This is a genomic window from Pseudomonas sp. FSL R10-1339 (genome assembly GCF_009600545.1).
GTDB lineage: Bacteria > Pseudomonadota > Gammaproteobacteria > Pseudomonadales > Pseudomonadaceae > Aquipseudomonas > Aquipseudomonas bubulae.
The window spans coordinates 24402-46754 of the sequence record NZ_WIVQ01000022.1; the positions used below are offsets into that span (position 1 = coordinate 24402).

Consider the following 22353-nt stretch of genomic DNA (forward strand, 5'->3'; position numbering starts at 1 on the left):
TGCTCCATACGCTAAAAATTCGTTTCGGTTTTTCAGTAACCGGGTTTCTTCTGGGAGAGCGGGCTTGCTCGCGATTCAGGCACCTCGGTTTCACGCTGAAACCTTACCGATACCATCGCGGGCAAGCCCGCTCCCACAGGTCATGTGTCTATCAGCTATCCAGCGCCTTGTACTTCTCGCGCAGGTGGTTACGAATCCACACGGCCGACAGGTTCAGGGTCGCGATCACCAGCACCAGCAGCAGCGCCGTGGCGTATACCAGCGGTCGGGCGGCTTCGACGTTCGGGCTCTGGAAGCCGACGTCATAAATATGGAAGCCCAAGTGCATGATCTTCTGGTCAAGGTGCAGGTACGGGTAGTTGCCGTCCAGCGGCAGCGACGGCGCCAGTTTGACCACGCCCACCAGCATCAGCGGTGCCACTTCACCGGCGGCACGGGCCACGGCGAGGATCATGCCGGTCATCATGGCCGGGCTGGCCATCGGCAGCACGATTTTCCACAGGGTTTCCGATTTGGTTGCACCCAGCGCCAGCGAGCCTTCGCGCACTGTACGCGGAATCCGCGCCAGCCCTTCTTCGGTGGCCACGATCACTACCGGCACGGCCAGCAGCGCCAGGGTCAGCGAAGCCCACATCAGGCCAGGTGTACCAAAGGTCGGCGCAGGCAATGCTTCTGCGAAGAACAGGCGGTCAACCGAGCCGCCCAGCACGTACACAAAGAAGCCCAGGCCGAATACGCCGTAAACGATGGCCGGTACGCCAGCCAGGTTGTTCACCGCGATACGGATGATCCGGGTCAGGGTGTTTTGCTTGGCATATTCACGCAGGTAAACCGCCGCCAGTACGCCAAACGGCGTCACAATCACCGCCATGATCAGGGTCATCATTACCGTGCCGAAAATGGCCGGGAAGATCCCGCCCTCGGTGTTGGCTTCACGTGGATCCTGGCTCAGGAATTCCCAGATATTGCTGAAGTACATGGCCAGTTTCTGCCAGCTGTTCATCGCGTTCGGCTGGTACACCTTGACCACCTTGCCGATACCGATTTCCAGCTCTTTGCCGTTGGCATCCCGGGCCGTGAGGCTGTCGCGGTTGAACTGTGCATGCAACTCGCCCAAGCGGTCCTCGATGGCCTTGTAGCGTGCATTCAGCTCGGCGCGCTCGGTTTCCATGTCAGCCTGCGCCTGCGGTGTCAGCTTGCCTTCCAGCTCCAGCTTGCGACCGTGCAGGCGGATGCGCTCCAGACCGTAGTTGATCGCGCCGATATCTTTCTTCTCAAGCTGGCTCAGTTGCGCGGCCAGGTCATTGACACGCTTGACCCGCGCTTGCAGCTCCGGCCAGGCCGCGGCACCTTCTGCCACCACCTTGCCGTTTTCCTTGACGTTAACCAGGTAGCCGTAGAAGTTGCCCCACTCGCGACGCTCGATGGCCATCAACTCGGGCGGCGTGCTCTGGTTCGTCAACCACTCGCCGACCACCCAGGTAAAATCATTGCCATTCAGGTCACGGTTGCCGACCTTGATCAGCTCCCGGGTCATGAACTCCGGGCCTTGTTCCGGCACCGGCAGGCCCGCACTTTTCAGGCGCTCGCGGGGCACTTCTTCCTTTTGCACCACTTCGCCGATCACCAGGTGATTGGCATCACCCGGCACGTTGTATTCAGCGTGGATCAGGTCGGCCGGCCAGAAGTGGCCCAGGCCACGAACGGCAATCACCGAGAGCAGGCCGATGGTCATGATGACGGCGATGGACACTGCGCCACCGCTGATCCAGACGCCTGGAGCGCCGCTCTTGAACCAGCCTTTGAGGGAGTTCTGTTTCACAGACTTCTACCTTCCTTAAAGCGACGAATATTTCTTGCGCAGACGCTGACGAATCAGTTCGGCAAGAGTGTTCATGATGAAGGTGAACAACAGCAGCACCAGCGCCGAGAGGAACAGCACGCGGTAATGGCTACCGCCCACTTCCGACTCCGGCATTTCCACCGCCACGTTCGCCGCCAGGGTACGCAGGCCTTCGAACAGGTTCATTTCCATGACCGGGGTGTTACCGGTGGCCATCAACACAATCATCGTCTCGCCGACCGCACGGCCCATACCGATCATCAGTGCCGAGAAGATCCCCGGGCTGGCCGTCAGGATGACCACGCGGGTCATGGTTTGCCACGGTGTGGCACCCAGCGCCAGCGAACCCAGGGTCAGACCGCGAGGCACACTGAACACGGCATCTTCAGCAATCGAGTAGATGTTGGGGATCACCGCGAAGCCCATTGCCAGACCCACAACCAGAGCATTGCGCTGGTCGTAAGTAATGCCCAGGTCGTGGGAGATCCACAGGCGCATATCGCCACCGAAGAACCAGGCTTCCATGAACGGGCTCATATACAGCGACAGGCCGCATACAAACAGAATCACCGGGATCAGGATCAGGCTTTCCCAACCGTCAGGCACACGCAGGCGGATCGACTCGGGCAGGCGGCTCCAGGTGAAGCCCGCCACCAGAATGCCGATCGGCATCAGCACCAGCAGGCTGAAAATCCCCGGCAAGTGGCCTTCCACATACGGCGCCAGGAACAGACCGGCGAAGAAACCCAGAATCACCGTCGGCATCGCTTCCATCAGCTCGATCACCGGCTTGACCTTGCGGCGCAGGCTTGGAGCCATGAAGTAAGCGGTGTAGATGGCTGCGGCAACGGCCAGAGGTGCCGCCAGCAACATCGCGTAGAACGCTGCTTTCAAGGTACCGAAGGTCAATGGCGCCAGGCTCATCTTCGGTTCGAAGTCAGTGTTGGCGGCTGTCGATTGCCAGACGTATTTAGGCTCGTCGTAGTTCTCGTACCAGACCTTGCTCCACAGCGCGCTCCAGGACACTTCCGGGTGCGGGTTCTTCAGGGTCAGTGGCAGCAGCTTGCCGCCCTCTTCCACGATGATGCGGTTGGCACGCGGCGACAACGCCATGACGCCCGGACCTTCTGCCACTTTCTCGACCAGCAGGGTGCGATGCGCGGTGCTGTGGAACACACCGATCTCGCCGGCCGCGTCCAGAGCCAGGAAGCCCTTGCGGCGTTGCTCGGCAGTGATTTCAACAATCGGCGACGTGCCCATCTGGAAGCTGCGGATATGTTTGAAGCGCTGCTCGCCATCCGGGTCGCGAGCCATGAACCACTGGCTCAGGCCGCCCTTGGAATCACCAAAAATCAGCGAAATACCGCCCACCAGTTGTGTGCTGGCGGTGATCTCGGTGGTTGCGTCATCCACCAGCTTGTAGCGACCGTTGAGGCTTTTGTCGCGCAGGCTGAAGACATCGGCCTGGGCGCGATCATTGATCACATACAACCACTGCTGACGCGGGTCGATATACAGCGCTTTGACCTTCGCGGTCATCTGCGGCAGGTCGATACGGGTCTCGGTGTTGGTGACCTCGTCGGTCATCATGTTTTCTTCGCGGGCCAGTGACAGCACGTTCAGTTGCGCGCCCGAGGAACCGGCCAGCACCAGCGTTGAATCGTTGACGCTGAGGTTGACGTGATCCAGTGCACCACCCTGCGGGTCGAGGACGATTGGCGTTTCGCCATACGGGTATTCGATTGCCGGGGTGATGGTCTTCTTGCCATCCGGGTAGCTGACTTTATAGCTGTGACGGAACACCAGCGCCTGACCGTTGGACAGGCCCAGCACCGCCACCGGATTACCCGGCTGGTCTTCACCCAGAGAAGTCACTTGAGTGCCGGCCGGCAACGGCAGGTTGACCCGCGACAGCTCTTCGCCGTTCTTCGCATTGAAGAACAACACCATGCCCTTGTCGGACACCCGCATACCGACCTGATTCTGCTCTTCGATGGAGATCATCAGCGGCTTGCCGGCGTCCTGCATCCACACCGGCGTAATCGCCTGTTTGGCGTTCAGGTCGGCACCCTGGAACAGTGGATAAACCACATAGCCCAGGAAGAAGAAGATCAGAGTGATTGCGCCAAGCACGGCAAGACCGCCGATAAATACATACCAGCGGGTCAGGTGATCTTTAAACGCGCGGATACGGCGCTTGCGTTGCAGTTCAGGCGTATTGAAATCAATGCGCTTGGGAGCGGATGTCGTAGTCATTGGGGAATTGGCCAGATCATTCATGCGCACACCCTAGCGGTCCTGTATGACAGAAAGATGACAAAGCAGTGACGCAAAAAATCCGCCGCCCAACGGTGCTGGCAGCGGAATGGAAAATTTGGTGAAGCGGTTGCGAGGCAGACCTGCAGGAGCGGGCTCGCTCGCGATGGCGTCAACTCAATAGGTCTGATGTACCAAGTTGCCTGCATCGCGAGCAAGCCCGCTCCCACATGGCGTCTGCTTATGCGCCTTCTTTCAGGCCCAGGTCAGCCAATGCTTTGGCAGCGACTTTGGCTGGCAGAGGGATATAGCCATCCTTCACGACCACTTCCTGACCTTGCTTGGACAGGACCAGCTTGATGAACTCGGCTTCCAGCGGGTTCAGCGGCTTGTTCGGCGCCTTGTTCACGTACACGTAGAGGAAACGCGACAGCGGGTATTTGCCGTTCAGTGCGTTTTCTTCGGTATCTTCGACAAACTCGGTGCTGCCTTTTTTAGCCAAAGGCACGGTCTTCACGCTGGCGGTTTTGTAACCGATGCCCGAGTAACCGACGCCGTTCAGCGAGCTGCTGATCGACTGCACAACCGAAGCCGAGCCCGGCTGTTCGTTCACGTTAGGCTTGTAGTCGCCTTTGCACAGGGCTTCTTCCTTGAAGTAGCCGTAAGTGCCGGATACCGAGTTACGACCGAACAGTTGAACCGGCTTGTTGGCCAGGTCGCCGGTCACACCCAGGTCGCCCCAGGTTTTAACGTCGGCTTTGGCGCCGCACAGGCGGGTCGAAGAGAAGATTGCATCAACCTGTTCCATGGTCAGGTGCTTGATCGGGTTGTCCTTGTGCACGAACACGGCCAGGGCATCCACTGCCACCGGGATGGCGGTAGGCTTGTAGCCGTACTTCTGCTCGAAGGCAGCCAGTTCGTTGTCTTTCATTTTGCGGCTCATCGGGCCCAGGTTAGCGGTGCCTTCAGTAATCGCAGGCGGCGCGGTCGAAGAACCGGCAGCTTGAATCTGGATGTTTACGTTCGGGTATTCTTTTTTGTACGCCTCAGCCCACAAGGTCATCAAGTTCGCCAGGGTGTCGGAACCAACGCTGGACAGGTTGCCCGACACACCAGTGGTCTTCACGTAGGGCTGAATAGCCGGGTCAACACCAGCGGCAACCGCATTGGCAGTTGCAACGCCTGCGGCGACAAAAGTCAGGGCCGCCATCACACGCTTCAGTTTCATGCCTTACTCCTAGCAAACGGGGTTAGATGAATCGGGGGCCAGTATCTGCAGGCCATGTGACTACTCTATGAACCGATTGTGACAATTAGATGAAAGGCCATCATTCGTTACAAATGATGGCCTTCGGGGAGAGGCTAGCGAAGTGTCATGGCCACTGAGCGATGTCTCAGCGGCCCTTTTTCCACAAATAAGCACCGACCACCAGGCCCATCGTGCAGATAATGGCCACGTAATACGCCGGCCCCATCGGGCTTTCCTTGAGCAACAGGGTCACGGCCATTGGGGTCAGACCGCCAAAGATGGCGTAGGCCAGGTTGTAGGAAAACGACAGGCCACTGAAACGCACCACTGGCGGAAAAGCTTTAACCATCACATAAGGGACGGCACCGATGGTGCCGACAAACAGACCGCTCAGGGAATACAGCGGGAACAGCCAGTCCGGATGCTGCAGCAGGCTGTGATAGAAGGTCCACGACGTGATCAGCAACCCGGCGCAACCCACCACAAACACCTTGCCCGCACCAAAGCGGTCAGCCAGGGCGCCCGAAGCGATGCAACCCAAACTCAAAAAGACGATCGCCAGGCTATTGGCTTGCAACGAGGTGGTCGCTGAAAAACCATAAATGGTTTGCAGCACCGTGGGCGTCATCAGAATGACCACGATGATCCCGGCAGACAGTAACCAGGTCAGCAGCATCGAGACCACAATCGCCCCGCGATGGTCGCGCAGCACGGTCTTGAGCGGGACTTCCGCAGCCAGCGCCTTGCGCAGCTGCAACTCGGCAAATACCGGTGTCTCGTGCAACCAGCGACGCAGGTACACCGAGAACAGGCCGAACACGCCGCCCATCAGGAATGGAATCCGCCAGGCAAAGTCAGACACTTCAGCCGGCGTATAGATCGTATTGATCGCCGTGGCCATCAGGGAACCCAGCAAGATGCCCGCGGTCAACCCGCAGGTCAGGGTGCCGCAGGCGTAGCCCACATGCCGTGGCGGCACATGCTCGGCCACGAACACCCAGGCCCCGGGCACTTCACCACCAATGGCCGCGCCCTGGATCACGCGCATCAGCAGCAACAGAATCGGTGCCCACATGCCAATCTGCGCATAGGTCGGCAGCAAGCCCATGATCAAAGTCGGTACAGCCATCATGAAGATGCTCAACGTGAACATCTTTTTGCGCCCCAGCAAATCACCAAAGTGCGCCATGACAATGCCGCCCAAAGGACGCGCCAGATAACCCGCAGCGAAAATACCGAAGGTTTGCATCAGACGTAGCCACTCGGGCATGTCCGCCGGAAAGAACAGTTTCCCGACCACGGTGGCAAAAAATACAAAAATAATGAAATCGTAAAACTCCAGCGCACCACCCAAGGCAGACAGCGACAAGGTTTTATAGTCATTACGGGTTAACGGCCGCGAAGGCGGTGCAGCACTGGAAGGCTCTGTGATCATGGGGTATTGCTTCTCTTATTAGGCACGGCAAAAAGCTGCAACTTCGCCGGCAGGGGCTGGGCAGGTTTTGAAAGATAACAAATTGTTTACAAAAGCACAGAGCTAGACGTGCAGCGCACCCAAAAAGCAGAATCAGGAGGTCGTCGGCCAGGCTGTCCCCCGATATACTCATGCTGTAAGAAACACTTGGTAACTTCTGAGGTTGCTGTGCGAAAACGTCCGCTGGCCACTTCAGCCGATTTCGCAGAGTTTCCCCTTGGTGCGGCTTATGAAGAACGTGACGAACGTAGTATGTTCGGGCTGAATCGTTTTTCTAAAGACGCTTTTTCACCCGCAGTACTTATGATGAATCACGGGTCAGAGGCCCTTAGGCATGCTAGAGCTCGAACAAGAAGATCCAATTCCGCAAGGCGATCTGGCCTTGCAAATCACCGCCCTGCCGCGCGAGACCAATGGTTTCGGCGATATTTTTGGCGGCTGGCTGGTCTCTCAAATGGACCTGGCCGGTACCGCAATGGCCAGCAAGGTTGCCGGTGGCCGTGTAGCCACTGTCGCTATTGATCGTATGGCATTTCTGGTACCCGTGGCCGTGGGCGCACAATTGTCGTTCTACACCCAGGCACTTGAGATCGGCCGCAGCTCGATCCAGATGATGGTTGAAGTGTGGAGTGACGACCCGTTGTCCAGCGAATGGCGTAAAGTGACCGAAGCGGTCTTTGTCTTTGTCGCCATCGATGGCAGCGGCCGCACCCGCTCCGTTCCGCCACGTCGTTAAACCTATAAATAGAGAACCTGCCATGCACCACATTGAGTCAGTCACCCTGGATGAACTGGAGTGCTGGCACTTCCAGCATGGCCAGGCCCAACTGCTGGTCGCCAAACAGGGCGCGCAGGTTCTCAGTTATCAGGTAGGTGATGAGCCGCCGATCATCTGGCTCAACGAAAAAGCCCAATTCAAGCAAGGCCATGGCATCCGCACGGGCGTGCCGGTGTGCTGGCCCTGGTTTGGCAACCTGGCACTCAACCCGCAAAGCGTGCAGGCCATGCGCCACAGCGATGAACCCGCCACGGCCCACGGCCTGGTACGTACGCGCGAATGGGAAGTGCTGGAGATCGATGACGCCGGTGAGGCGCTGCATATAGCGCTGGGCTTGCCCCACATCGAAGGCGGCCTGCCCGGCTGGCCCCACGACGTGGCGCTGACCCTGAACATCCGCCTCGACAGCCAACTGCATATCAGCCTCACCAGCCATAACCGCAGCAGCATCCCGGTGAGCATCAGCCAGGCCCTGCACAGCTACTTTGCGGTCAGCGACGTGCGCAAGGTTGAGGTCAAAGGAGTCGACGGCCTGACCTACATCGACACACTCGACGACTGGAAACGTGTTGCGCAAGCGGGCGATTTGACCTTCAGCGGCGAAACCGATCGTATCTACCTCGATACCCCGCAGCAGTTGAGCATCGTCGACCCGGACTGGTCGCGCACGCTCGAGCTGACCAGCCGCGGCTCGCGCTCGGCGGTAATCTGGAATCCCTGGATCGACAAGACCGCCACGCTCGGCGACATGGCCGCAGATGGCTGGCAGCGCATGCTGTGCATCGAAACCGCCAATGTGATGGATGACATCATCACCCTGGAGCCGGGCGCCAGCCATACGCTGAGTGTGAGTATTGGCAGCGAGCGCCTGAAAACCTGATACAACCAAAACCTGTGGGAGCGAGCCTGCTCGCGAAGTGTGTTTTCGCGAGCAGGCTCGCTCCCACAATTGGTCTGATCCCTACAAGTCTTCCTCAACCACTACCCGCACCTTGCTCGCATCCAGCGCATAGGCCGCATCGGCCAGGTCATTGCTGACCTTCTCGACCTTCAGCGAGCCCATCACCCACAACGGCGTGTAGATGTCATCCAGCTTCAAGCCTTTTGGATAGCGCACCAACACCAACTGATTGGGCGGCGGAGGCGGCACATGAATGCAGGCGCCCGGGTACGGCACCAGGAAAAACAGCGTGCTGCGACCCTTGGCGTCTGTTTCCAGAGGCACGGGGTAGCCACCCAAACGGATATTTTTGCCGTTCATGCTGGCCACTGTCTTGCTGGAGTACATCACCGCGGGCAGGCCCTTGCTCTGCTTCAAACCACCCTTGTCGGTAAACGTACCATTGGCCTCGGGCGAGTCATGGTCAATTTCGGGCATTTGCTCAAGGGCTATTTGATCCGACTTGGGCATCAGTTCAAGCCAGTCGGTTTCGGGCAACTCTGCCGCATGTGCCAGGCCTGAACCCAGCAAAAGAAAAGTCAGTAGAAGACGGCGCATGCAAGGCTCGATAAAAGAAGGATTGAACGCGCGCAGTTTAACCCTCTCTGCGGCTGGCGCAGAGAGAGCCAAAGCGTTTAATCAGGACTTTTTCGACACCAGGCCGTAGATCACCAGCAAGATCACGGCACCCACCACGGCACCTATAAAGCCGGCACCCTCGCCTGCCTTGTAGATACCAATCGCCTGACCACCATAGGTAGCCGCCAGCGAGCCGCCGATACCCAGCAGGATCGTCATGATCCAGCCCATGCTGTCGTCACCCGGTTTCAGGAAACGAGCCAGCAGGCCAACGATCAAGCCGATAAAAATGGTTCCGATGATGCCCATGGACGCTCCCTCAAAATTAAATGGCGTTACAACCAAAGCCTAGTCAGCACTTTGGCATCACGCCATCAGAGAGCAGCGACAACCCAATGGTTCCGTACAAAGCGATTTACGCTTCGTCGATCAGGGCTTCAACCTTGAGGATTTGCGCTTGCAACGTCGCCATATCAGCGCAGCGCAGGTTGGCGTGACCGACTTTGCGGCCGACCTTGAACGCCTTGCCATAGTGATGCAGATGGCAATCAGCAATCGCAATCACCTTCTCAACCGGCGGCACGCTGCCGATGAAGTTGAGCATGGCGCTTTCGCCCACTTTGGCTGTCGAACCCAACGGCAGGCCGGCGATGGCGCGCAAGTGGTTTTCGAACTGGCTGCACTCGGCACCTTCGGTGGTCCAATGCCCGGAGTTATGGACACGCGGGGCGATTTCGTTGGCCTTGAGGCCACCGTCGACTTCAAAGAATTCGAATGCCATCACCCCAACGTAATCCAGCTGCTTGAGCACACGGCTGGAGTAGTCTTCAGCCAGGGCTTGCAACGGGTGATCGGTACTGGCAACCGACAGCTTGAGAATGCCGCTGTCGTGAGTGTTGTGTACCAATGGGTAGAACTTCGTTTCGCCATCACGGCCGCGTACGGCAATCAGCGACACTTCGCCGGTGAACGGCACAAACCCTTCCAGCAGGCACGCCACACTGCCCAGTTCAGCAAACGTATCCACGACATCGGCAGGGGTGCGCAGCACTTTCTGGCCCTTGCCGTCATAACCCAGGGTGCGGGTCTTGAGCACGGCAGGCAGGCCAATGGTGGCCACTGCTGCGTCCAGATCAGCCTGGGACTGGATGTCGGCAAATGCCGGCGTCGGAATGCCCAGATCCTTGAACATGCTCTTTTCGAACCAGCGATCGCGGGCAATGCGCAACGCTTCGGCGCTCGGGTATACCGGGACGAATTGCGACAGGAAAGCCACGGTTTCAGCGGGAACGCTTTCGAACTCGAACGTCACCAGGTCGACTTCGTCAGCCAACTGGCGCAAATGGTCCGGGTCGCTGTAGTCCGCACGCAGGTGTTCACCCAGCGAGGCGGCACAGGCATCAGGAGCCGGATCCAGGAAAGCGAAGTTCATCCCCAGCGGAGTGCCCGCCAGAGCCAGCATGCGGCCCAATTGACCGCCACCGATTACACCGATTTTCATCGTCAGAAACCTCAGGCTACGCGCGGGTCTGGATTGTCCAGCACGCTGTCTGTCTGTTCAGCACGGAATGCTTTCAAAACGGTATGGAACTGCGGATGCTTGGCGCCCAGGATGCTCGCCGACAACAGGGCAGCGTTGATCGCGCCCGCTTTGCCGATGGCCAGGGTTGCAACCGGGATGCCCGCCGGCATTTGCACGATCGACAGCAGCGAGTCTACGCCCGACAGCATGGCCGACTGGACCGGTACACCGAGTACTGGCAAATGGGTTTTGGCTGCACACATGCCTGGCAGGTGGGCTGCGCCACCGGCACCCGCGATGATGACCTCGATCCCGCGGCCTTCGGCCTCTTCGGCATACTGGAACAGCAGATCCGGAGTGCGGTGGGCAGAGACCACTTTCACTTCGTAAGGAATGCCGAGTTTTTCCAGCATATCGGCGGTGTGGCTGAGGGTGGACCAATCGGACTTGGAGCCCATGATCACGCCTACCAGTGCACTCATCGTCGCGCCTCTTCTCTTGGGCGCCCGCAGGCGCGTCAAAAAACAACAAGCCACGTGGAGGATCCGACGTGGCTTGTTATAGGAATTAAGGCCGGTCAAGCCAGCCGAAGGCCGCGCAGTATACCCCAAACATGTGCCTTGAAAGCACCTTTGACGACCATCTGTCTTGCACATCGGACAATCCCGAATACCCCGGTTTTATTGACCTTCAGGTCAAAACACGCCTCCTCGGCTACGGCCTCTGATCATCAGGTGCCACGCCTACATTGCACAGAGATAGAAACGACATAACTCGACGAATTCCAGCCACGGCGAAACCTGGAATTAACGTCTTCACTTAAATTCAAACCGGTAACAGCAAAAACGTAAACAGTCCTGCAAGGATTGCAGGCTCCTTATTAAAAGGATATTTCCCATGCAACCGATCACACTTTATATTTTTATCCACAACGATGTCCCGCACCGCGCCATCAACACATTGGGGCGTGCATACTTCAAAGAGTTTACCGACGAAATCACGGCAATTACAAAACGATCTTTTATATTCAAGGACATACGTAACGTGCAGGGCATGACTGACTTCAACTATAAAAGTCAGTCCATAGACGATGTTCTTCATCGATGGGAATTGGCGGCCATCCGATACAAAAACCAACACGGGCTAAAGTGGGGTAAAACCGAACGCTACATTCTGGTTACGCACTCCCCGCTCAACGAAACCACCCTGGGCTGCGCTTACCCCGGACAACCCGCCGTCATTGCCAGCCTTAAACACTATCAAGTGATCGCCCATGAAGTAGGCCACAGTTTCAATGCATCCCACAACAATGCAGCACTCGGCCACAATCCATGGGGCAGCGTATGTGAAACGTTCATGTTTCCCAACGCTTCAACTTTTCGAAGTAATTGTTACCGTTTCACGCCGGAAAACAGAAACAACATAAGCGCATTCTTAAGTGATGCCCCCTAAGACCGGAATTTCTAACAGACTTATCAGTCATCACCTGAATGAAGGCTAAAAATACGACCGATCAATATATATACATTTGTTCATGACACTGTTCTTCAGAAAAACGATCGCCACCTAAAATATTTATTTTTCGATATTTTTACGCCCCAGCTATCAACGATGACTGGCCGTTCGGTTAACGTTGTATTTCTGCGGGATATTCCCGACATCACAAATTTTGACTACCTGTCCTTCTCAGATAACCGTCTGGATATTGAGCCGGTTATTGAAGCACTGAGCACGGCCATTAAAGCCGTCTTTGCTGCATACATGGCTGAACATCGGCGGGCCGGAAAACCTGCCGATTTATACCTGATCCTGATTGATGGACTCCTCATGCCCTCAATGGGGGTGGAGGGCATGGCTATTCCAGAGGCCAACATCGCTATCGCCACGACACTTGGACGAACGGTGGTGGCCCATGAAATAGGGCACTGCCTCGGCGCTACCCATGAAGATGTTGCCTTGTATCGTGAGCCCGAACGTAATGATCCTTCTCACTGTGCAACCTTTATGGCAACGGGCCGCGTGGAGGGTGCTTGCTCTATCTTCAGCTTTAGCAGTGAAAATTACGCCAACATAAAGCAGCACCTAAAAAAAGCCCCTTAAAACCCATAACAAAAATAACAAAAAACGCATTCACTCGGGTTGAGTTCCACTTTCCAGTTTTCGCCACAACAACCGTACGTTGGCCTTGCGCACCAGGGCACAGCGGTATAGGCGAATCTCCAGCGGCACATGCCATTGAGGGCCTCCACACACCACCAGCTCGCCCCGCGCCAGCTCGGCGCGCACGCTCAAATGCGGCACCCAGGCAATGCCCAACCCTTCGAGCGCCATGCTTTTAAGGCTGTCGGCCATCGCGGTCTCATAAATAGTGGTAAAGCGCAGGCTGCGCTGGCGCAGCAGCAAATTCACCGAGCGGCCCAGAAATGCGCCAGCGCTATAGGCCAGTAGCGGCACGCTGACATCGCCCTCCAGATCGAACAACGGCTTGCCGTCTGCATCGGCAGCACATACCGGGAGCATTTCGGTATTACCCAGGTGCAAGGACGGGAAAATTTCCGGATCCATCTGCAAGGCCGCATCCGGATCGTAAAAAGCCAGCATCAAATCGCAACCACCTTCGCGCAAAGCATGCACCGCGTCTCCGACGTTAGTCGCAACCAGTCGTGTCGCGATGTTCAGCCCTTCATTGCGCAACTGGGCGATCCAGCGCGGGAAAAAACCCAGCGCCAGGGAGTGGGCGGCAGCCACTTGCATGACCTCACCCTGCCCGCCTTCGAGGTGATGAAGGTGACGCAGCACCTCACCCAACTGTTCGACGACCGTGCGCGCCGTAACCAAAAACAGCTGACCGGCCGCAGTCAACTCCACCGGGGTTCGGGAACGATTCACTAAGGTCAGCCCAAGCGCCGCTTCAAGGCTGCGAATTCGCCGACTAAAGGCCGGCTGAGTGACGAAACGGCGCTCTGCTGCCTGGGAAAAACTGCGGGTAGCAGCCAGGGCACTGAAGTCCTCTAACCATTTACTTTCGAGATTCATCGAGTCCTCCCGGACGCGCACCAAAATGGGTCACACGCTCGACGCGCCTGCCGCGTCACGTCGCTATTATGCCGTTTATGCATAGGTTAGTGTTTAAAGGCATTGGCCCAAAATAGTCTGCAGGCCTAGGATTCGCAGCGTTCCGGCCCAGACCGGGTTCATATCGAGATGATTTCTATCATGTCCTCCGCTGCATCTTTCCGTACCGAAAAAGACCTGCTTGGCGTACTCGAAGTACCCGCTCAAGCGTATTACGGCATCCAGACCCTGCGAGCGGTGAACAACTTCCGTCTCTCCGGCGTTCCGATCTCGCATTACCCGAAGCTGGTTGTGGGCCTGGCCATGGTTAAACAAGCCGCTGCTGACGCCAACCGCGAGTTGGGTCATCTGAGCGACGCCAAGCACGCTGCCATCAGCGAAGCGTGTGCACGTCTGATCCGCGGCGATTTCCACGAAGAGTTCGTGGTGGACATGATTCAAGGCGGCGCTGGCACTTCAACCAACATGAATGCCAACGAAGTGATCGCCAACATCGCGCTGGAGGCCATGGGCCATCAGAAAGGCGAATACCAATACCTGCACCCGAACAACGACGTCAACATGGCGCAGTCGACCAACGACGCCTACCCGACGGCCATTCGTCTGGGCCTGTTGTTGGGTCACGACGCGCTACTGGCCAGCCTCGACAGCCTGATCCAGTCGTTTGCAGCCAAAGGCGCCGAGTTCAGTCACGTCCTGAAAATGGGCCGTACCCAACTGCAAGACGCCGTGCCAATGACCCTGGGTCAAGAGTTCCGCGCTTTCGCCACTACATTGAGTGAAGACCTGGCTCGCCTGAAAACCCTGGCGCCAGAGCTGCTGACTGAAGTGAACCTGGGTGGCACCGCCATCGGTACCGGCATCAACGCCGACCCGCGTTACCAGATGCTGGCCGTGAACCGCCTGGCCACCATCAGCGGTCACCCGCTGGTACCGGCGGCCGACCTGATCGAAGCCACCTCCGACATGGGCGCCTTCGTACTGTTCTCCGGCATGCTCAAGCGTACCGCGGTCAAGCTGTCGAAGATCTGCAACGACTTGCGCCTGCTGTCCAGCGGCCCACGTACCGGCATCAACGAAATCAACCTGCCAGCACGTCAGCCAGGCAGTTCGATCATGCCAGGCAAGGTCAACCCGGTTATCCCGGAAGCCGTGAACCAGGTGGCATTCCAGATCATCGGTAACGACCTGGCCCTGACCATCGCTGCCGAAGGTGGCCAGCTGCAACTGAACGTTATGGAGCCGCTGATCGCGTTCAAGATCTTCGACTCGATTCGTCTGCTGCAACGCGCCATGGACATGCTGCGCGAACACTGCATCACCGGCATCACGGCCAACGAAGCGCGCTGCCGTGAACTGGTCGAGCACTCGATTGGTCTGGTGACTGCACTTAACCCGTACATCGGTTATGAAAACGCCACCCGTATCGCCCGTATCGCTCTTGAAAGCGGCCGCGGCGTACTGGAACTGGTGCGCGAAGAAGGCTTGCTCGACGACGCCATGCTCGACGACATCCTGCGCCCGGAAAACATGATTGCTCCGCGTCTGGTGCCACTCAAGGCCTGATGCTGTAACACGCTCAACGCTCACCAGGTCGAGGGACTAGACACCTCTCACCTTTTGAGGGCTTGCAGATACGTCTGCAGGCCCTTTTTTTTGGCCCTGGGATTTTGAAACCCCTCCCCCCTCTCCCAGAGGGAGAGAAGACTAAAGGCAAAAGCAGATCAGATTAACGCCACAAATCGAGCCCTTTCACCCTCAGGGAGAGGGCTGGGGTGAGGGCAATTTGACAATAAACTAAGCCATATCGGACAACTCACACATGAAAATTCAGTCACTTATGCAGACGCTTCCTGCGCTCCTAGGTATAGTGCCGCCCCTCTTCCTGTGCCCGGCCCCAGCACCAGCGGCCATCGTCAGCACGGAAACAGCATCGTAAACCAAGCAGCAACATGGCCAGGGTCACATTGATCGCCTACGTTTATGCCTTGCTCAAGCAGGTGTAACGCGATATTTCGATCCGGCCGTGTTGCCATCAGATAAAAACAGCGAGGAATAATCCATGCTTGAAGTCATCAATGACTTCCTCTCAGGGAAAGTGCTAATCGTGCTCATGGTCGGGCTCGGTGGCTACTTCACGATCCGCTCGCGTTTCGTTCAGTTTCGTTACTTTCTGCACATGTTTTCGGTTTTCAAGGACAGCCTGCGCAGCAGCGCCGGTGAGCTGAGCTCATTTCAGGCATTGATGCTGAGCCTGGCCGGCCGTGTCGGCGCGGGCAACATTGCCGGCGTCGGTATTGCCGTTACCCTGGGTGGCCCCGGTGCCGTGTTCTGGATGTGGGTGACCGCCCTGGTCGGCATGTCCAGCAGCCTGATCGAATGCTCCCTGGGCCAGCTGTACAAGCGTCGTGATTCGGAAGGCCAACTGCGCGGCGGCCCGTCCTTCTATATGAAGTACGGCCTGGGCAAAGTGTGGATGGGCAAACTGATGGCCGTGCTGTTGCTGATCACCTTCGGTTTTGCCTTCATGGGCCTGCAAGCCCATGCCGTGACCCACTCGCTGCAAGACGCCTTCGGCTTCAAGGTCAACTACTCGGGGCTGGCCATCGCCATCCTGCTGGGCCTGGTGTTTATCGGCGGGATCAAGCGTATCGCTTCGGTAGCCGACCTGCTGGTACCGGTCAAGACCCTGGCCTATATTGCGGTCACCCTGTATGTGATCGTACTGCAGTTCGACCACGTACCCGCCATGCTGGGCCATATCGTCAAGAGCGCCTTCGGCCTGGACCCTGTGTTCGGTGGCCTGATCGGCAGTGCAATCGTGATGGGCGTCAAACGTGGCGTCTTCGCCAACGAAGCCGGTCTGGGCAGCGCCCCGAACGTGGCTGCCGTGGCCGATGTTGAGCACCCGATCGCCCAAGGCGTGGTGCAGGCATTCAGCGTATTCCTCGACACCTTTGTGATCTGCACCTGTACGGCTTTGCTGATTCTGTTGTCGGGCTTCTACACCCCAGGTTTTGAAGGCGACGGCATTGCCCTGACCCAGAACTCCCTGGCAGCCGTGGTCGGCGAATGGGGTCGTGTCTTTATCAGCGTGGCCCTGGCGCTGTTCGTATTCACCTCGATGCTCTACAACTACTACCTGGGCGAGAACAACCTGCGCTTTTTGGTTGGAGAGAGCCGCAAAGCACTGATGGGTTATCGCGCACTGGTACTGGTGCTGATCTTTTGGGGGTCGATCGAAAACCTGCAAACGGTTTTCGCTTTCGCCGACATTGCCATGACCATGCTCGCCTTCGTTAACCTGGTTGCGCTGGCGATGCTGTTCAAGATCTGCATGCGCGTGCTCAAGGACTACGATGACCAGCGCCGCGCGGGGATCAAGACACCTGTCTTCGATTCCAGTAAATTCCCGGATCTGGATCTCGATCTAAAGGCCTGGCCGCCAAAGCCGGCCGCCCAGGTCGACGAAACAAAACGCTGATACTTGACGCGGCGGTTCTCCAGAACCGCCGCGTTTTTGCTTATGGAGACTCAATAATGACCGCAGCCACTCATCACACCTGCCAACACGTCATGGTGCTCTACACCGGCGGCACCATCGGCATGCAGGCCAGCGCCAGCGGTCTGGCACCAGCCTCGGGTTTTGAGGCACGCATGCGCGAGCACCTGGCCAGCCAACCGCAGCTGCAAGTACCGCAATGGGCCTTTCGCGAAATGAGCCCGCTGATCGACAGCGCCAACATGACGCCTGCCTACTGGCTACGCCTGCGCAGCGCGATCATCGAAGCGGTCGAGCAGGATGGCTGCGATGCTGTACTGGTCCTACATGGCACTGACACGCTGGCCTACAGCGCTGCGGCGATGTGCTTTCAACTGCTGGGCTTGCCTGCACCGGTACTCTTCACCGGCTCCATGCTGCCAGCGGGCGTACCTGACAGCGATGCCTGGGAAAACATCAGCGGTGCCTTGCAGGCGCTGGGCCAGGGCCAGCCTAACGGCGTACAGCTGTACTTCCACGGCAAGCTGATGGCTCCAACAAGCTGCGCCAAAGTGCGCAGCTTTGGCCGTAACCCGTTTGTGACGCTGACACGCAACGGCGGCGGGACTAGGGCCAGCACCCTCCCGGCAGAACTGGCCTACAGCTACCCCAAACACCAGGCCAGCGTAGGCGTGCTGCCACTGGTGCCAGGGATTGGCGCCGCCCAGCTCGATGCCTTGCTCAACAGCGGGATCGAAGCCCTGGTACTGGAGTGCTTCGGCAGTGGCACCGGCCCTGGCGACAACCCGGACTTTCTCGCCAGTCTGCAACGGGCACAGGAAAATGGCATTGTGATCGTGGCCATTACCCAATGCCATGAAGGCGGTGTAGAACTGGACGTGTACGAAGCTGGCAGCCGCTTGCGTGAGGCGGGTGTGCTGTCAGGTGGCGGAATGACCCGCGAGGCCGTGTTCGGCAAACTGCATGCCTTGCTTGGCGCTGACCTGCCGCTGGCCGAGGTGCGCCGCCTGATCGAACTGGATGTGTGCGGGGAGCTGGCCTAAAAGCCCATAACCCGGCCTATGTAGCCGCTCTAGCAGGCTGTGATGGACTGTGCACCAGACCCGCCTTGATTGAAGGTCCTGCGGCCCTTATCGCAGCCTGCGGCAGCGGCTACAGGTTCGGTGTACATCCCCCGGCACACAACTTGCTCGCTTCCTGCACCTCCCAGGCAGGAAACGAGCATGCTCCACTCCCATCTCACAACGCTCAACGCCGTATCCCTGGTGCTCAGCACCTTCAACGCAGAAGGCTTGCCCAGCGAGATGCTGCTGGCCGGCAGCGGCATTCGGGCGGCGGACCTGAGCCGTGCAGACACTCGCATCACCACCAATCAGGAAATGCGCGTGTGCGCCAATGCCGTGGCTCTGCGCCGCGAAATCGGCCTTGAACTAGGGCGACGCATGCATGTGTCGTCCTACGGCATACTCGGTTACGCCCTACTCACCAGTGCCACCTTAGGTGACGCATTGCGTCTAGCTTTACGCTACCCGGCGCTGCTGGGAACACTTTTTGAGCTGAGCCTGGAGGTCGAGGGCGAACAGGTCCGGTTCTGTGCCAATGGCTATGCCGAGAGCCCGCAAATGGCGGTGTTCAATACCGAGCTATGCCTGGTTTCGCTCAAGGTTATATGCGAAGACTTGCTAGGCCAATCGCTGCCGCTATTGGGTGCACGCTTTATCCACAGCGCACCCGACTACCACGCCAGCTACGGGCAAAGCTTCGATTGCCCGCGTCAGTTCGATGCCGACAGCAATGCTTTCGCCTTCGCCAAGCGATGGCTCGACCAGCCTTTGCCACTGGCCGATGCGGTGACCCATCAAGCGATGGCCGAGCGTTGCCGCAAACAGAATCTGGAGTTCACCGGGAGACAAACCTGGCTGGAACGCATCCGCCAGTTGCTGGCCGCACAACTGCATGCAGCCCCCGGCCTCGAAGGGCTGGCCGAGCACATGAACTGCTCGCCGCGCACCCTGCGCCGCCACTTGCACGATATGGGTTGCAGCTACCAGACGCTGCTCGATGACCTGCGTTTTGAGCGCGCCAAGCTGCTGCTCAACGAAACCGAATGGCCCATTTACAAGATTGCCGAGACCCTGGGTTTCAGTGAAACCGCGAGCTTCCGCCATGCCTTCGTGCGCTGGAGCGGGGTTGCACCCAGCCAGTTCCGGGCCTGATTCAGAGGGGATAGGCAGGGGCCAATTACGGTCAACCATTTTGGCCACATACATCTCCTTTTGGCCGCTCCTGCCGTTCTCTCAAACCCCCGGCGCCGCAAGACTGTAGCCAACCGCTCATGCCCTGGGAGAACAAGACAATGCTGACGATCTATTCGGACGATCACCACCTGCATCATGGCCGTTGTGAGTTGATGGACGGGCAACTGTTGCCCTGCTTTGAAATGCCATCACGGGCCGACCATATTTTGCAACGTGTACAAACCCGTGAACTCGGCCCAGTGAGCGCCCCGCAAGACTTCGGCCGCGGGCCTATCGAGCGGATTCACAGTGCGGCCTACCTGGACTTTTTCCAGGGTGCCTGGGACCGCTGGGCCCAACATGGCCGCGACGGTGACTTGCTGCCTTATACCTGGCCTGCCCGTACTTTACGTGCCGTTCTGCCCACCAGCCTGCATGGCCAGCTTGGGTATTACAGCTTCGACGGCGGAGCGCCGATTACTGCGGGCACATGGCAAGCGGCTTACAGTGCAGCGCAAGTAGCCCTGACTGCCCAAGCCGAAATTCAAAACGGCGCCCACAGTGCTTTCGCACTTTGCCGGCCACCGGGGCATCACGCCGCCAGCGACTTGATGGGCGGTTACTGCTACCTGAATAACGCCGCCATAGCAGCCCAGGCCTTTCTCGATCAAGGCCACAGCAAGGTGGCTATCCTCGACGTTGATTACCATCACGGTAATGGTACGCAGTCGATTTTCTATGAACGTAACGACGTGCTGTTTACCTCGATTCACGGCCATCCTGAGGCCGAGTTTCCGTTCTTTCTGGGCTACGAAGACGAACTGGGGGAAGGGCCCGGGGAAGGCTTCAACTTCAACTACCCGCTGGCTGCGGGTTCGGCCTGGGATCGCTGGAGCGCGGCGCTGGAATTGGCCTGCGCTGAAATCGAGCGCTATGACGCTGGCGTAATCGTGGTTTCGCTGGGTGTGGATACATTCAAGAACGACCCGATTTCCCAATTCAAACTCGACAGCCCGGACTACCTGCGCATGGGTGAGCGTATTGCGCGGCTGGGCAAACCGACACTATTTGTGATGGAAGGTGGTTACGCCGTAGAGGAAATCGGCGTGAATGCGGTGAATGTGCTGGAGGGGTTTGAAAGCGCGCAATGATCAAGCCCTTCCTGTGGGAGCGGGCTTGCTCGCAATTCAGCCGGTGCGGTCTGTCTGAATTAATGCGGTGCCCCCCTCGCGAGCAAGCCCGCTCCCACAGGTTCAACGGCTGCCATTCCACACCTTACCCAGCCGCTCCAGCGCCGCCTTGATCTCCACTTCGGGTACCGCTGCAAACCCCAACACCAATCCCGCGCGGTTATCCACAGGCTCACTCGAATCCTGCAACCAATAACTGTTCAGCCCGTTGATCTCCACGTCCACTGCCCGGGCCTGCGCCAGCAGTTGCTGCTCACGAGCCAAACTCGCCACCGGCACCGCCACATGCAAGCCCGCCGCGATACCCGGCATGGCCCCAACCTCCGCCAACCCCTGTGGCCAGTTGGCCAGCAATACATCACGGCGACTCAAAGCCGCGCGACGCATCCTCCGTATATGCCGCTGAAAATGCCCCGCCGCCATAAACTCGGCCATCACCGCCTGAGTGCCGACCTCCGAATGGCGCATATCCAGCGAGCGCCGGCGGGCAAACGGCTCGATCAGCCCCTTTGGCAGCACCAGATACCCCAGGCGCAACGCCGGAAACGCCACCTTGCCGAAGGTACCGACATAAATCACCCGCCCGCTGCGGTCCAGTGCTGCCAGCGGGGCCAGCGGCGCACCGCTATAGCGGTACTCGCCATCGTAGTCGTCTTCGACAATCCAGCCCTCTGTACGCTCGGCCCAGGCCAGCAGTTCCAGGCGCCGGGCCAGGCTCATGGTGACCCCGCTGGGGTATTGATGGGAGGGCGTGACATAGGCCAGCCGGCAGTTGCTCAAATGCGCCAGCGCCGAACAGTCCATACCGTCCTGATCCACCGCCACGCCCTGCACATTCGCCCCGGCAATCGCAAAGGCATAGGCAGCTGCGCGATAGCCGGGGTTTTCCACAGCCACCCCTTCGCCCGGCTCCACCAGCAGCTGTGCACAAAGGCTAATTCCTTGCTGCGCACCACTGGTGATCAAAATTTGCTCAGCCGTACACGATAAACCTCGTGAAGTACGCAAATAAGCCGCAATCAATGCACGCAGACGCTCATCACCTGCAGGATCGCCGTAGCACAGATGTTGCAACTCCGGCTTACGCCAAAAAGCCGCCTGCAGCTTGCTCCATACCTCGAAAGGGAATAAGTCGAACGCCGGAACACCCACCCGAAATGCGCGGGGAACACCACTGGGTGGCAGGTCCAATGCATGGGTTGCAACCCTGCTCAGAGCCGTGCTGTGGATAAATTTACTGGATGTAATTACAGGTATTTCAGGCTGTTTTGTGGATAACCCTGGGGATAAGCCTGTTGAAAAGCCTGTGGGTAAGTTGGTGGACAACTTTTTTAGCGGCAGGGCTTTTTCTGGCAATTTGGCCACATAAGTACCGTCCCCAACTCTCCCCTCAATAAATCCTTCGGCATACAACTGGTCATAGGCCCGCATCACACTATTGCGGGAAATCCCCAAGGCACCGGCCATGTCACGGCTGGCTGGCAAGCGCGAGCCGCCATTCAAACGACCATCCAGCACACGTTGGCGCAATGCCAGATACAGCTGGCGGCTCAGACCCTTTTTGGGATCAAGCTCGATCCCGGCGGGGTTGAAGGCGATGGAAAGAACTGAATCCTTCATGGATTGGACCTGTGAAATTGACCATTAATGGCTCTTACAACCAACCAATAGCCTGCCTAGGATAAAGCCAATCGCCAAGGATAATTTC

At 58.1% G+C, this 22353-nt stretch carries 19 protein-coding genes; 9 read left to right on the top strand and 10 right to left on the bottom strand.

What is annotated here, in order from left to right; genetic code table 11:
- Positions 1-151: 151 nt before the first annotated feature.
- From pstA to GHO03_RS09475, 4 genes are all read right to left on the bottom strand, one after another.
- Positions 152-1822: a phosphate ABC transporter permease PstA gene (gene pstA / locus GHO03_RS09460; protein WP_095017950.1), complete on the bottom strand. Its 1671-nt coding sequence runs from the start codon at positions 1820-1822 to the stop codon at positions 152-154.
- Between the two features lie 15 nt (positions 1823-1837).
- Positions 1838-4123 (bottom strand): ABC transporter permease subunit, encoded by a 2286-nt coding sequence (locus GHO03_RS09465; RefSeq protein ID WP_094999525.1) that lies wholly within the window; start codon positions 4121-4123, stop codon positions 1838-1840.
- A 217-nt stretch (positions 4124-4340) separates the two neighbouring features.
- Positions 4341-5327 carry a phosphate ABC transporter substrate-binding protein PstS gene (locus GHO03_RS09470; protein ID WP_094999526.1) on the bottom strand — a complete coding sequence of 329 codons (987 nt, stop codon included), beginning with the start codon at positions 5325-5327 and terminating at the stop codon, positions 4341-4343.
- 166 nt (positions 5328-5493) lie between these two features.
- Positions 5494-6783 (bottom strand): MFS transporter, encoded by a 1290-nt coding sequence (locus GHO03_RS09475; RefSeq protein WP_094999527.1) that lies wholly within the window; start codon positions 6781-6783, stop codon positions 5494-5496.
- 373 nt (positions 6784-7156) lie between these two features.
- Between GHO03_RS09475 and GHO03_RS09480 the strand changes: the two genes are divergently transcribed.
- The gene (locus GHO03_RS09480; RefSeq protein ID WP_003438129.1) at positions 7157-7558 is read left to right on the top strand and encodes an acyl-CoA thioesterase; all 402 of its coding nucleotides are present in this window, start codon (positions 7157-7159) and stop codon (positions 7556-7558) included.
- Positions 7559-7580: 22 nt separating this feature from the next.
- Complete coding sequence (locus GHO03_RS09485) at positions 7581-8480, top strand: D-hexose-6-phosphate mutarotase (RefSeq protein WP_095017948.1); 900 nt, start codon at positions 7581-7583, stop codon at positions 8478-8480.
- Positions 8481-8561: 81 nt separating this feature from the next.
- Here the strand turns inward: GHO03_RS09485 and GHO03_RS09490 are convergent, their stop codons facing one another.
- The 4 genes from GHO03_RS09490 to purE form a co-directional block, all read right to left on the bottom strand.
- The gene (locus tag GHO03_RS09490) at positions 8562-9098 is read right to left on the bottom strand and encodes a DUF3299 domain-containing protein (protein WP_094999529.1); all 537 of its coding nucleotides are present in this window, start codon (positions 9096-9098) and stop codon (positions 8562-8564) included.
- A gap of 81 nt (positions 9099-9179) precedes the next feature.
- Positions 9180-9428, bottom strand: a complete 249-nt coding sequence (locus GHO03_RS09495; protein WP_016782939.1) for a GlsB/YeaQ/YmgE family stress response membrane protein — start codon at positions 9426-9428, stop codon at positions 9180-9182.
- 106 nt (positions 9429-9534) lie between these two features.
- Positions 9535-10620, bottom strand: a complete 1086-nt coding sequence (locus GHO03_RS09500; protein WP_094999530.1) for a 5-(carboxyamino)imidazole ribonucleotide synthase — start codon at positions 10618-10620, stop codon at positions 9535-9537.
- An 11-nt stretch (positions 10621-10631) separates the two neighbouring features.
- Positions 10632-11123, bottom strand: coding sequence for a 5-(carboxyamino)imidazole ribonucleotide mutase (gene purE / locus GHO03_RS09505; RefSeq protein WP_016782937.1), 492 nt, complete (start codon positions 11121-11123; stop codon positions 10632-10634).
- 415 nt (positions 11124-11538) lie between these two features.
- On the opposite strand from purE, the gene GHO03_RS09510 reads away from it, so the two are divergent.
- Positions 11539-12093, top strand: coding sequence for a reprolysin-like metallopeptidase (locus GHO03_RS09510; RefSeq protein WP_095017947.1), 555 nt, complete (start codon positions 11539-11541; stop codon positions 12091-12093).
- 159 nt (positions 12094-12252) lie between these two features.
- Positions 12253-12741, top strand: a complete 489-nt coding sequence (locus GHO03_RS09515; protein ID WP_153399692.1) for a hypothetical protein — start codon at positions 12253-12255, stop codon at positions 12739-12741.
- Between the two features lie 30 nt (positions 12742-12771).
- Here GHO03_RS09515 and GHO03_RS09520 read toward each other — a convergent pair whose 3' ends face one another.
- Positions 12772-13677: a LysR substrate-binding domain-containing protein gene (locus GHO03_RS09520; RefSeq protein ID WP_095017945.1), complete on the bottom strand. Its 906-nt coding sequence runs from the start codon at positions 13675-13677 to the stop codon at positions 12772-12774.
- A gap of 180 nt (positions 13678-13857) precedes the next feature.
- On the opposite strand from GHO03_RS09520, the gene aspA reads away from it, so the two are divergent.
- From aspA to GHO03_RS09545, 5 genes are all read left to right on the top strand, one after another.
- Positions 13858-15282: an aspartate ammonia-lyase gene (gene aspA, locus GHO03_RS09525; RefSeq protein WP_094999533.1), complete on the top strand. Its 1425-nt coding sequence runs from the start codon at positions 13858-13860 to the stop codon at positions 15280-15282.
- A 496-nt stretch (positions 15283-15778) separates the two neighbouring features.
- Positions 15779-17200, top strand: coding sequence for a sodium:alanine symporter family protein (locus tag GHO03_RS09530; RefSeq protein ID WP_094999534.1), 1422 nt, complete (start codon positions 15779-15781; stop codon positions 17198-17200).
- A gap of 56 nt (positions 17201-17256) precedes the next feature.
- On the top strand, positions 17257-18261 hold the full coding sequence (locus GHO03_RS09535; protein ID WP_095024790.1) for an asparaginase: 1005 nt from the start codon (positions 17257-17259) through the stop codon (positions 18259-18261).
- Between the two features lie 180 nt (positions 18262-18441).
- On the top strand, positions 18442-19434 hold the full coding sequence (locus tag GHO03_RS09540; protein ID WP_094999536.1) for an AraC family transcriptional regulator: 993 nt from the start codon (positions 18442-18444) through the stop codon (positions 19432-19434).
- 140 nt (positions 19435-19574) lie between these two features.
- Positions 19575-20606, top strand: coding sequence for a histone deacetylase family protein (locus tag GHO03_RS09545; RefSeq protein WP_095020581.1), 1032 nt, complete (start codon positions 19575-19577; stop codon positions 20604-20606).
- A 102-nt stretch (positions 20607-20708) separates the two neighbouring features.
- Here the strand turns inward: GHO03_RS09545 and GHO03_RS09550 are convergent, their stop codons facing one another.
- Positions 20709-22265 carry a PLP-dependent aminotransferase family protein gene (locus GHO03_RS09550; protein WP_153399694.1) on the bottom strand — a complete coding sequence of 519 codons (1557 nt, stop codon included), beginning with the start codon at positions 22263-22265 and terminating at the stop codon, positions 20709-20711.
- Between the last annotated feature and the right edge of the window lie 88 nt (positions 22266-22353).

Excerpts from the sequence above, each read along its gene's own strand:
- GHO03_RS09485 (WP_095017948.1), top strand. The coding sequence starts at position 7,581 with ATGCACCACATTGAGTCAGTCACCCTGGATGAACTGGAGTGCTGGCAC.
- GHO03_RS09545 (WP_095020581.1), top strand. The coding sequence starts at position 19,575 with ATGCTGACGATCTATTCGGACGATCACCACCTGCATCATGGCCGTTGT.
- GHO03_RS09500 (WP_094999530.1), bottom strand. The coding sequence starts at position 10,620 with ATGAAAATCGGTGTAATCGGTGGCGGTCAATTGGGCCGCATGCTGGCT.
- GHO03_RS09470 (WP_094999526.1), bottom strand. The coding sequence starts at position 5,327 with ATGAAACTGAAGCGTGTGATGGCGGCCCTGACTTTTGTCGCCGCAGGC.
- purE (WP_016782937.1), bottom strand. The coding sequence starts at position 11,123 with ATGAGTGCACTGGTAGGCGTGATCATGGGCTCCAAGTCCGATTGGTCC.
- GHO03_RS09550 (WP_153399694.1), bottom strand. The coding sequence starts at position 22,265 with ATGAAGGATTCAGTTCTTTCCATCGCCTTCAACCCCGCCGGGATCGAG.
- GHO03_RS09495 (WP_016782939.1), bottom strand. The coding sequence starts at position 9,428 with ATGGGCATCATCGGAACCATTTTTATCGGCTTGATCGTTGGCCTGCTG.
- GHO03_RS09520 (WP_095017945.1), bottom strand. The coding sequence starts at position 13,677 with ATGAATCTCGAAAGTAAATGGTTAGAGGACTTCAGTGCCCTGGCTGCT.
- GHO03_RS09480 (WP_003438129.1), top strand. The coding sequence starts at position 7,157 with ATGCTAGAGCTCGAACAAGAAGATCCAATTCCGCAAGGCGATCTGGCC.
- GHO03_RS09530 (WP_094999534.1), top strand. The coding sequence starts at position 15,779 with ATGCTTGAAGTCATCAATGACTTCCTCTCAGGGAAAGTGCTAATCGTG.
- aspA (WP_094999533.1), top strand. The coding sequence starts at position 13,858 with ATGTCCTCCGCTGCATCTTTCCGTACCGAAAAAGACCTGCTTGGCGTA.
- GHO03_RS09490 (WP_094999529.1), bottom strand. The coding sequence starts at position 9,098 with ATGCGCCGTCTTCTACTGACTTTTCTTTTGCTGGGTTCAGGCCTGGCA.
- GHO03_RS09535 (WP_095024790.1), top strand. The coding sequence starts at position 17,257 with ATGACCGCAGCCACTCATCACACCTGCCAACACGTCATGGTGCTCTAC.
- GHO03_RS09475 (WP_094999527.1), bottom strand. The coding sequence starts at position 6,783 with ATGATCACAGAGCCTTCCAGTGCTGCACCGCCTTCGCGGCCGTTAACC.
- GHO03_RS09465 (WP_094999525.1), bottom strand. The coding sequence starts at position 4,123 with ATGAATGATCTGGCCAATTCCCCAATGACTACGACATCCGCTCCCAAG.
- GHO03_RS09540 (WP_094999536.1), top strand. The coding sequence starts at position 18,442 with ATGCTCCACTCCCATCTCACAACGCTCAACGCCGTATCCCTGGTGCTC.
- GHO03_RS09515 (WP_153399692.1), top strand. The coding sequence starts at position 12,253 with ATGACTGGCCGTTCGGTTAACGTTGTATTTCTGCGGGATATTCCCGAC.
- GHO03_RS09510 (WP_095017947.1), top strand. The coding sequence starts at position 11,539 with ATGCAACCGATCACACTTTATATTTTTATCCACAACGATGTCCCGCAC.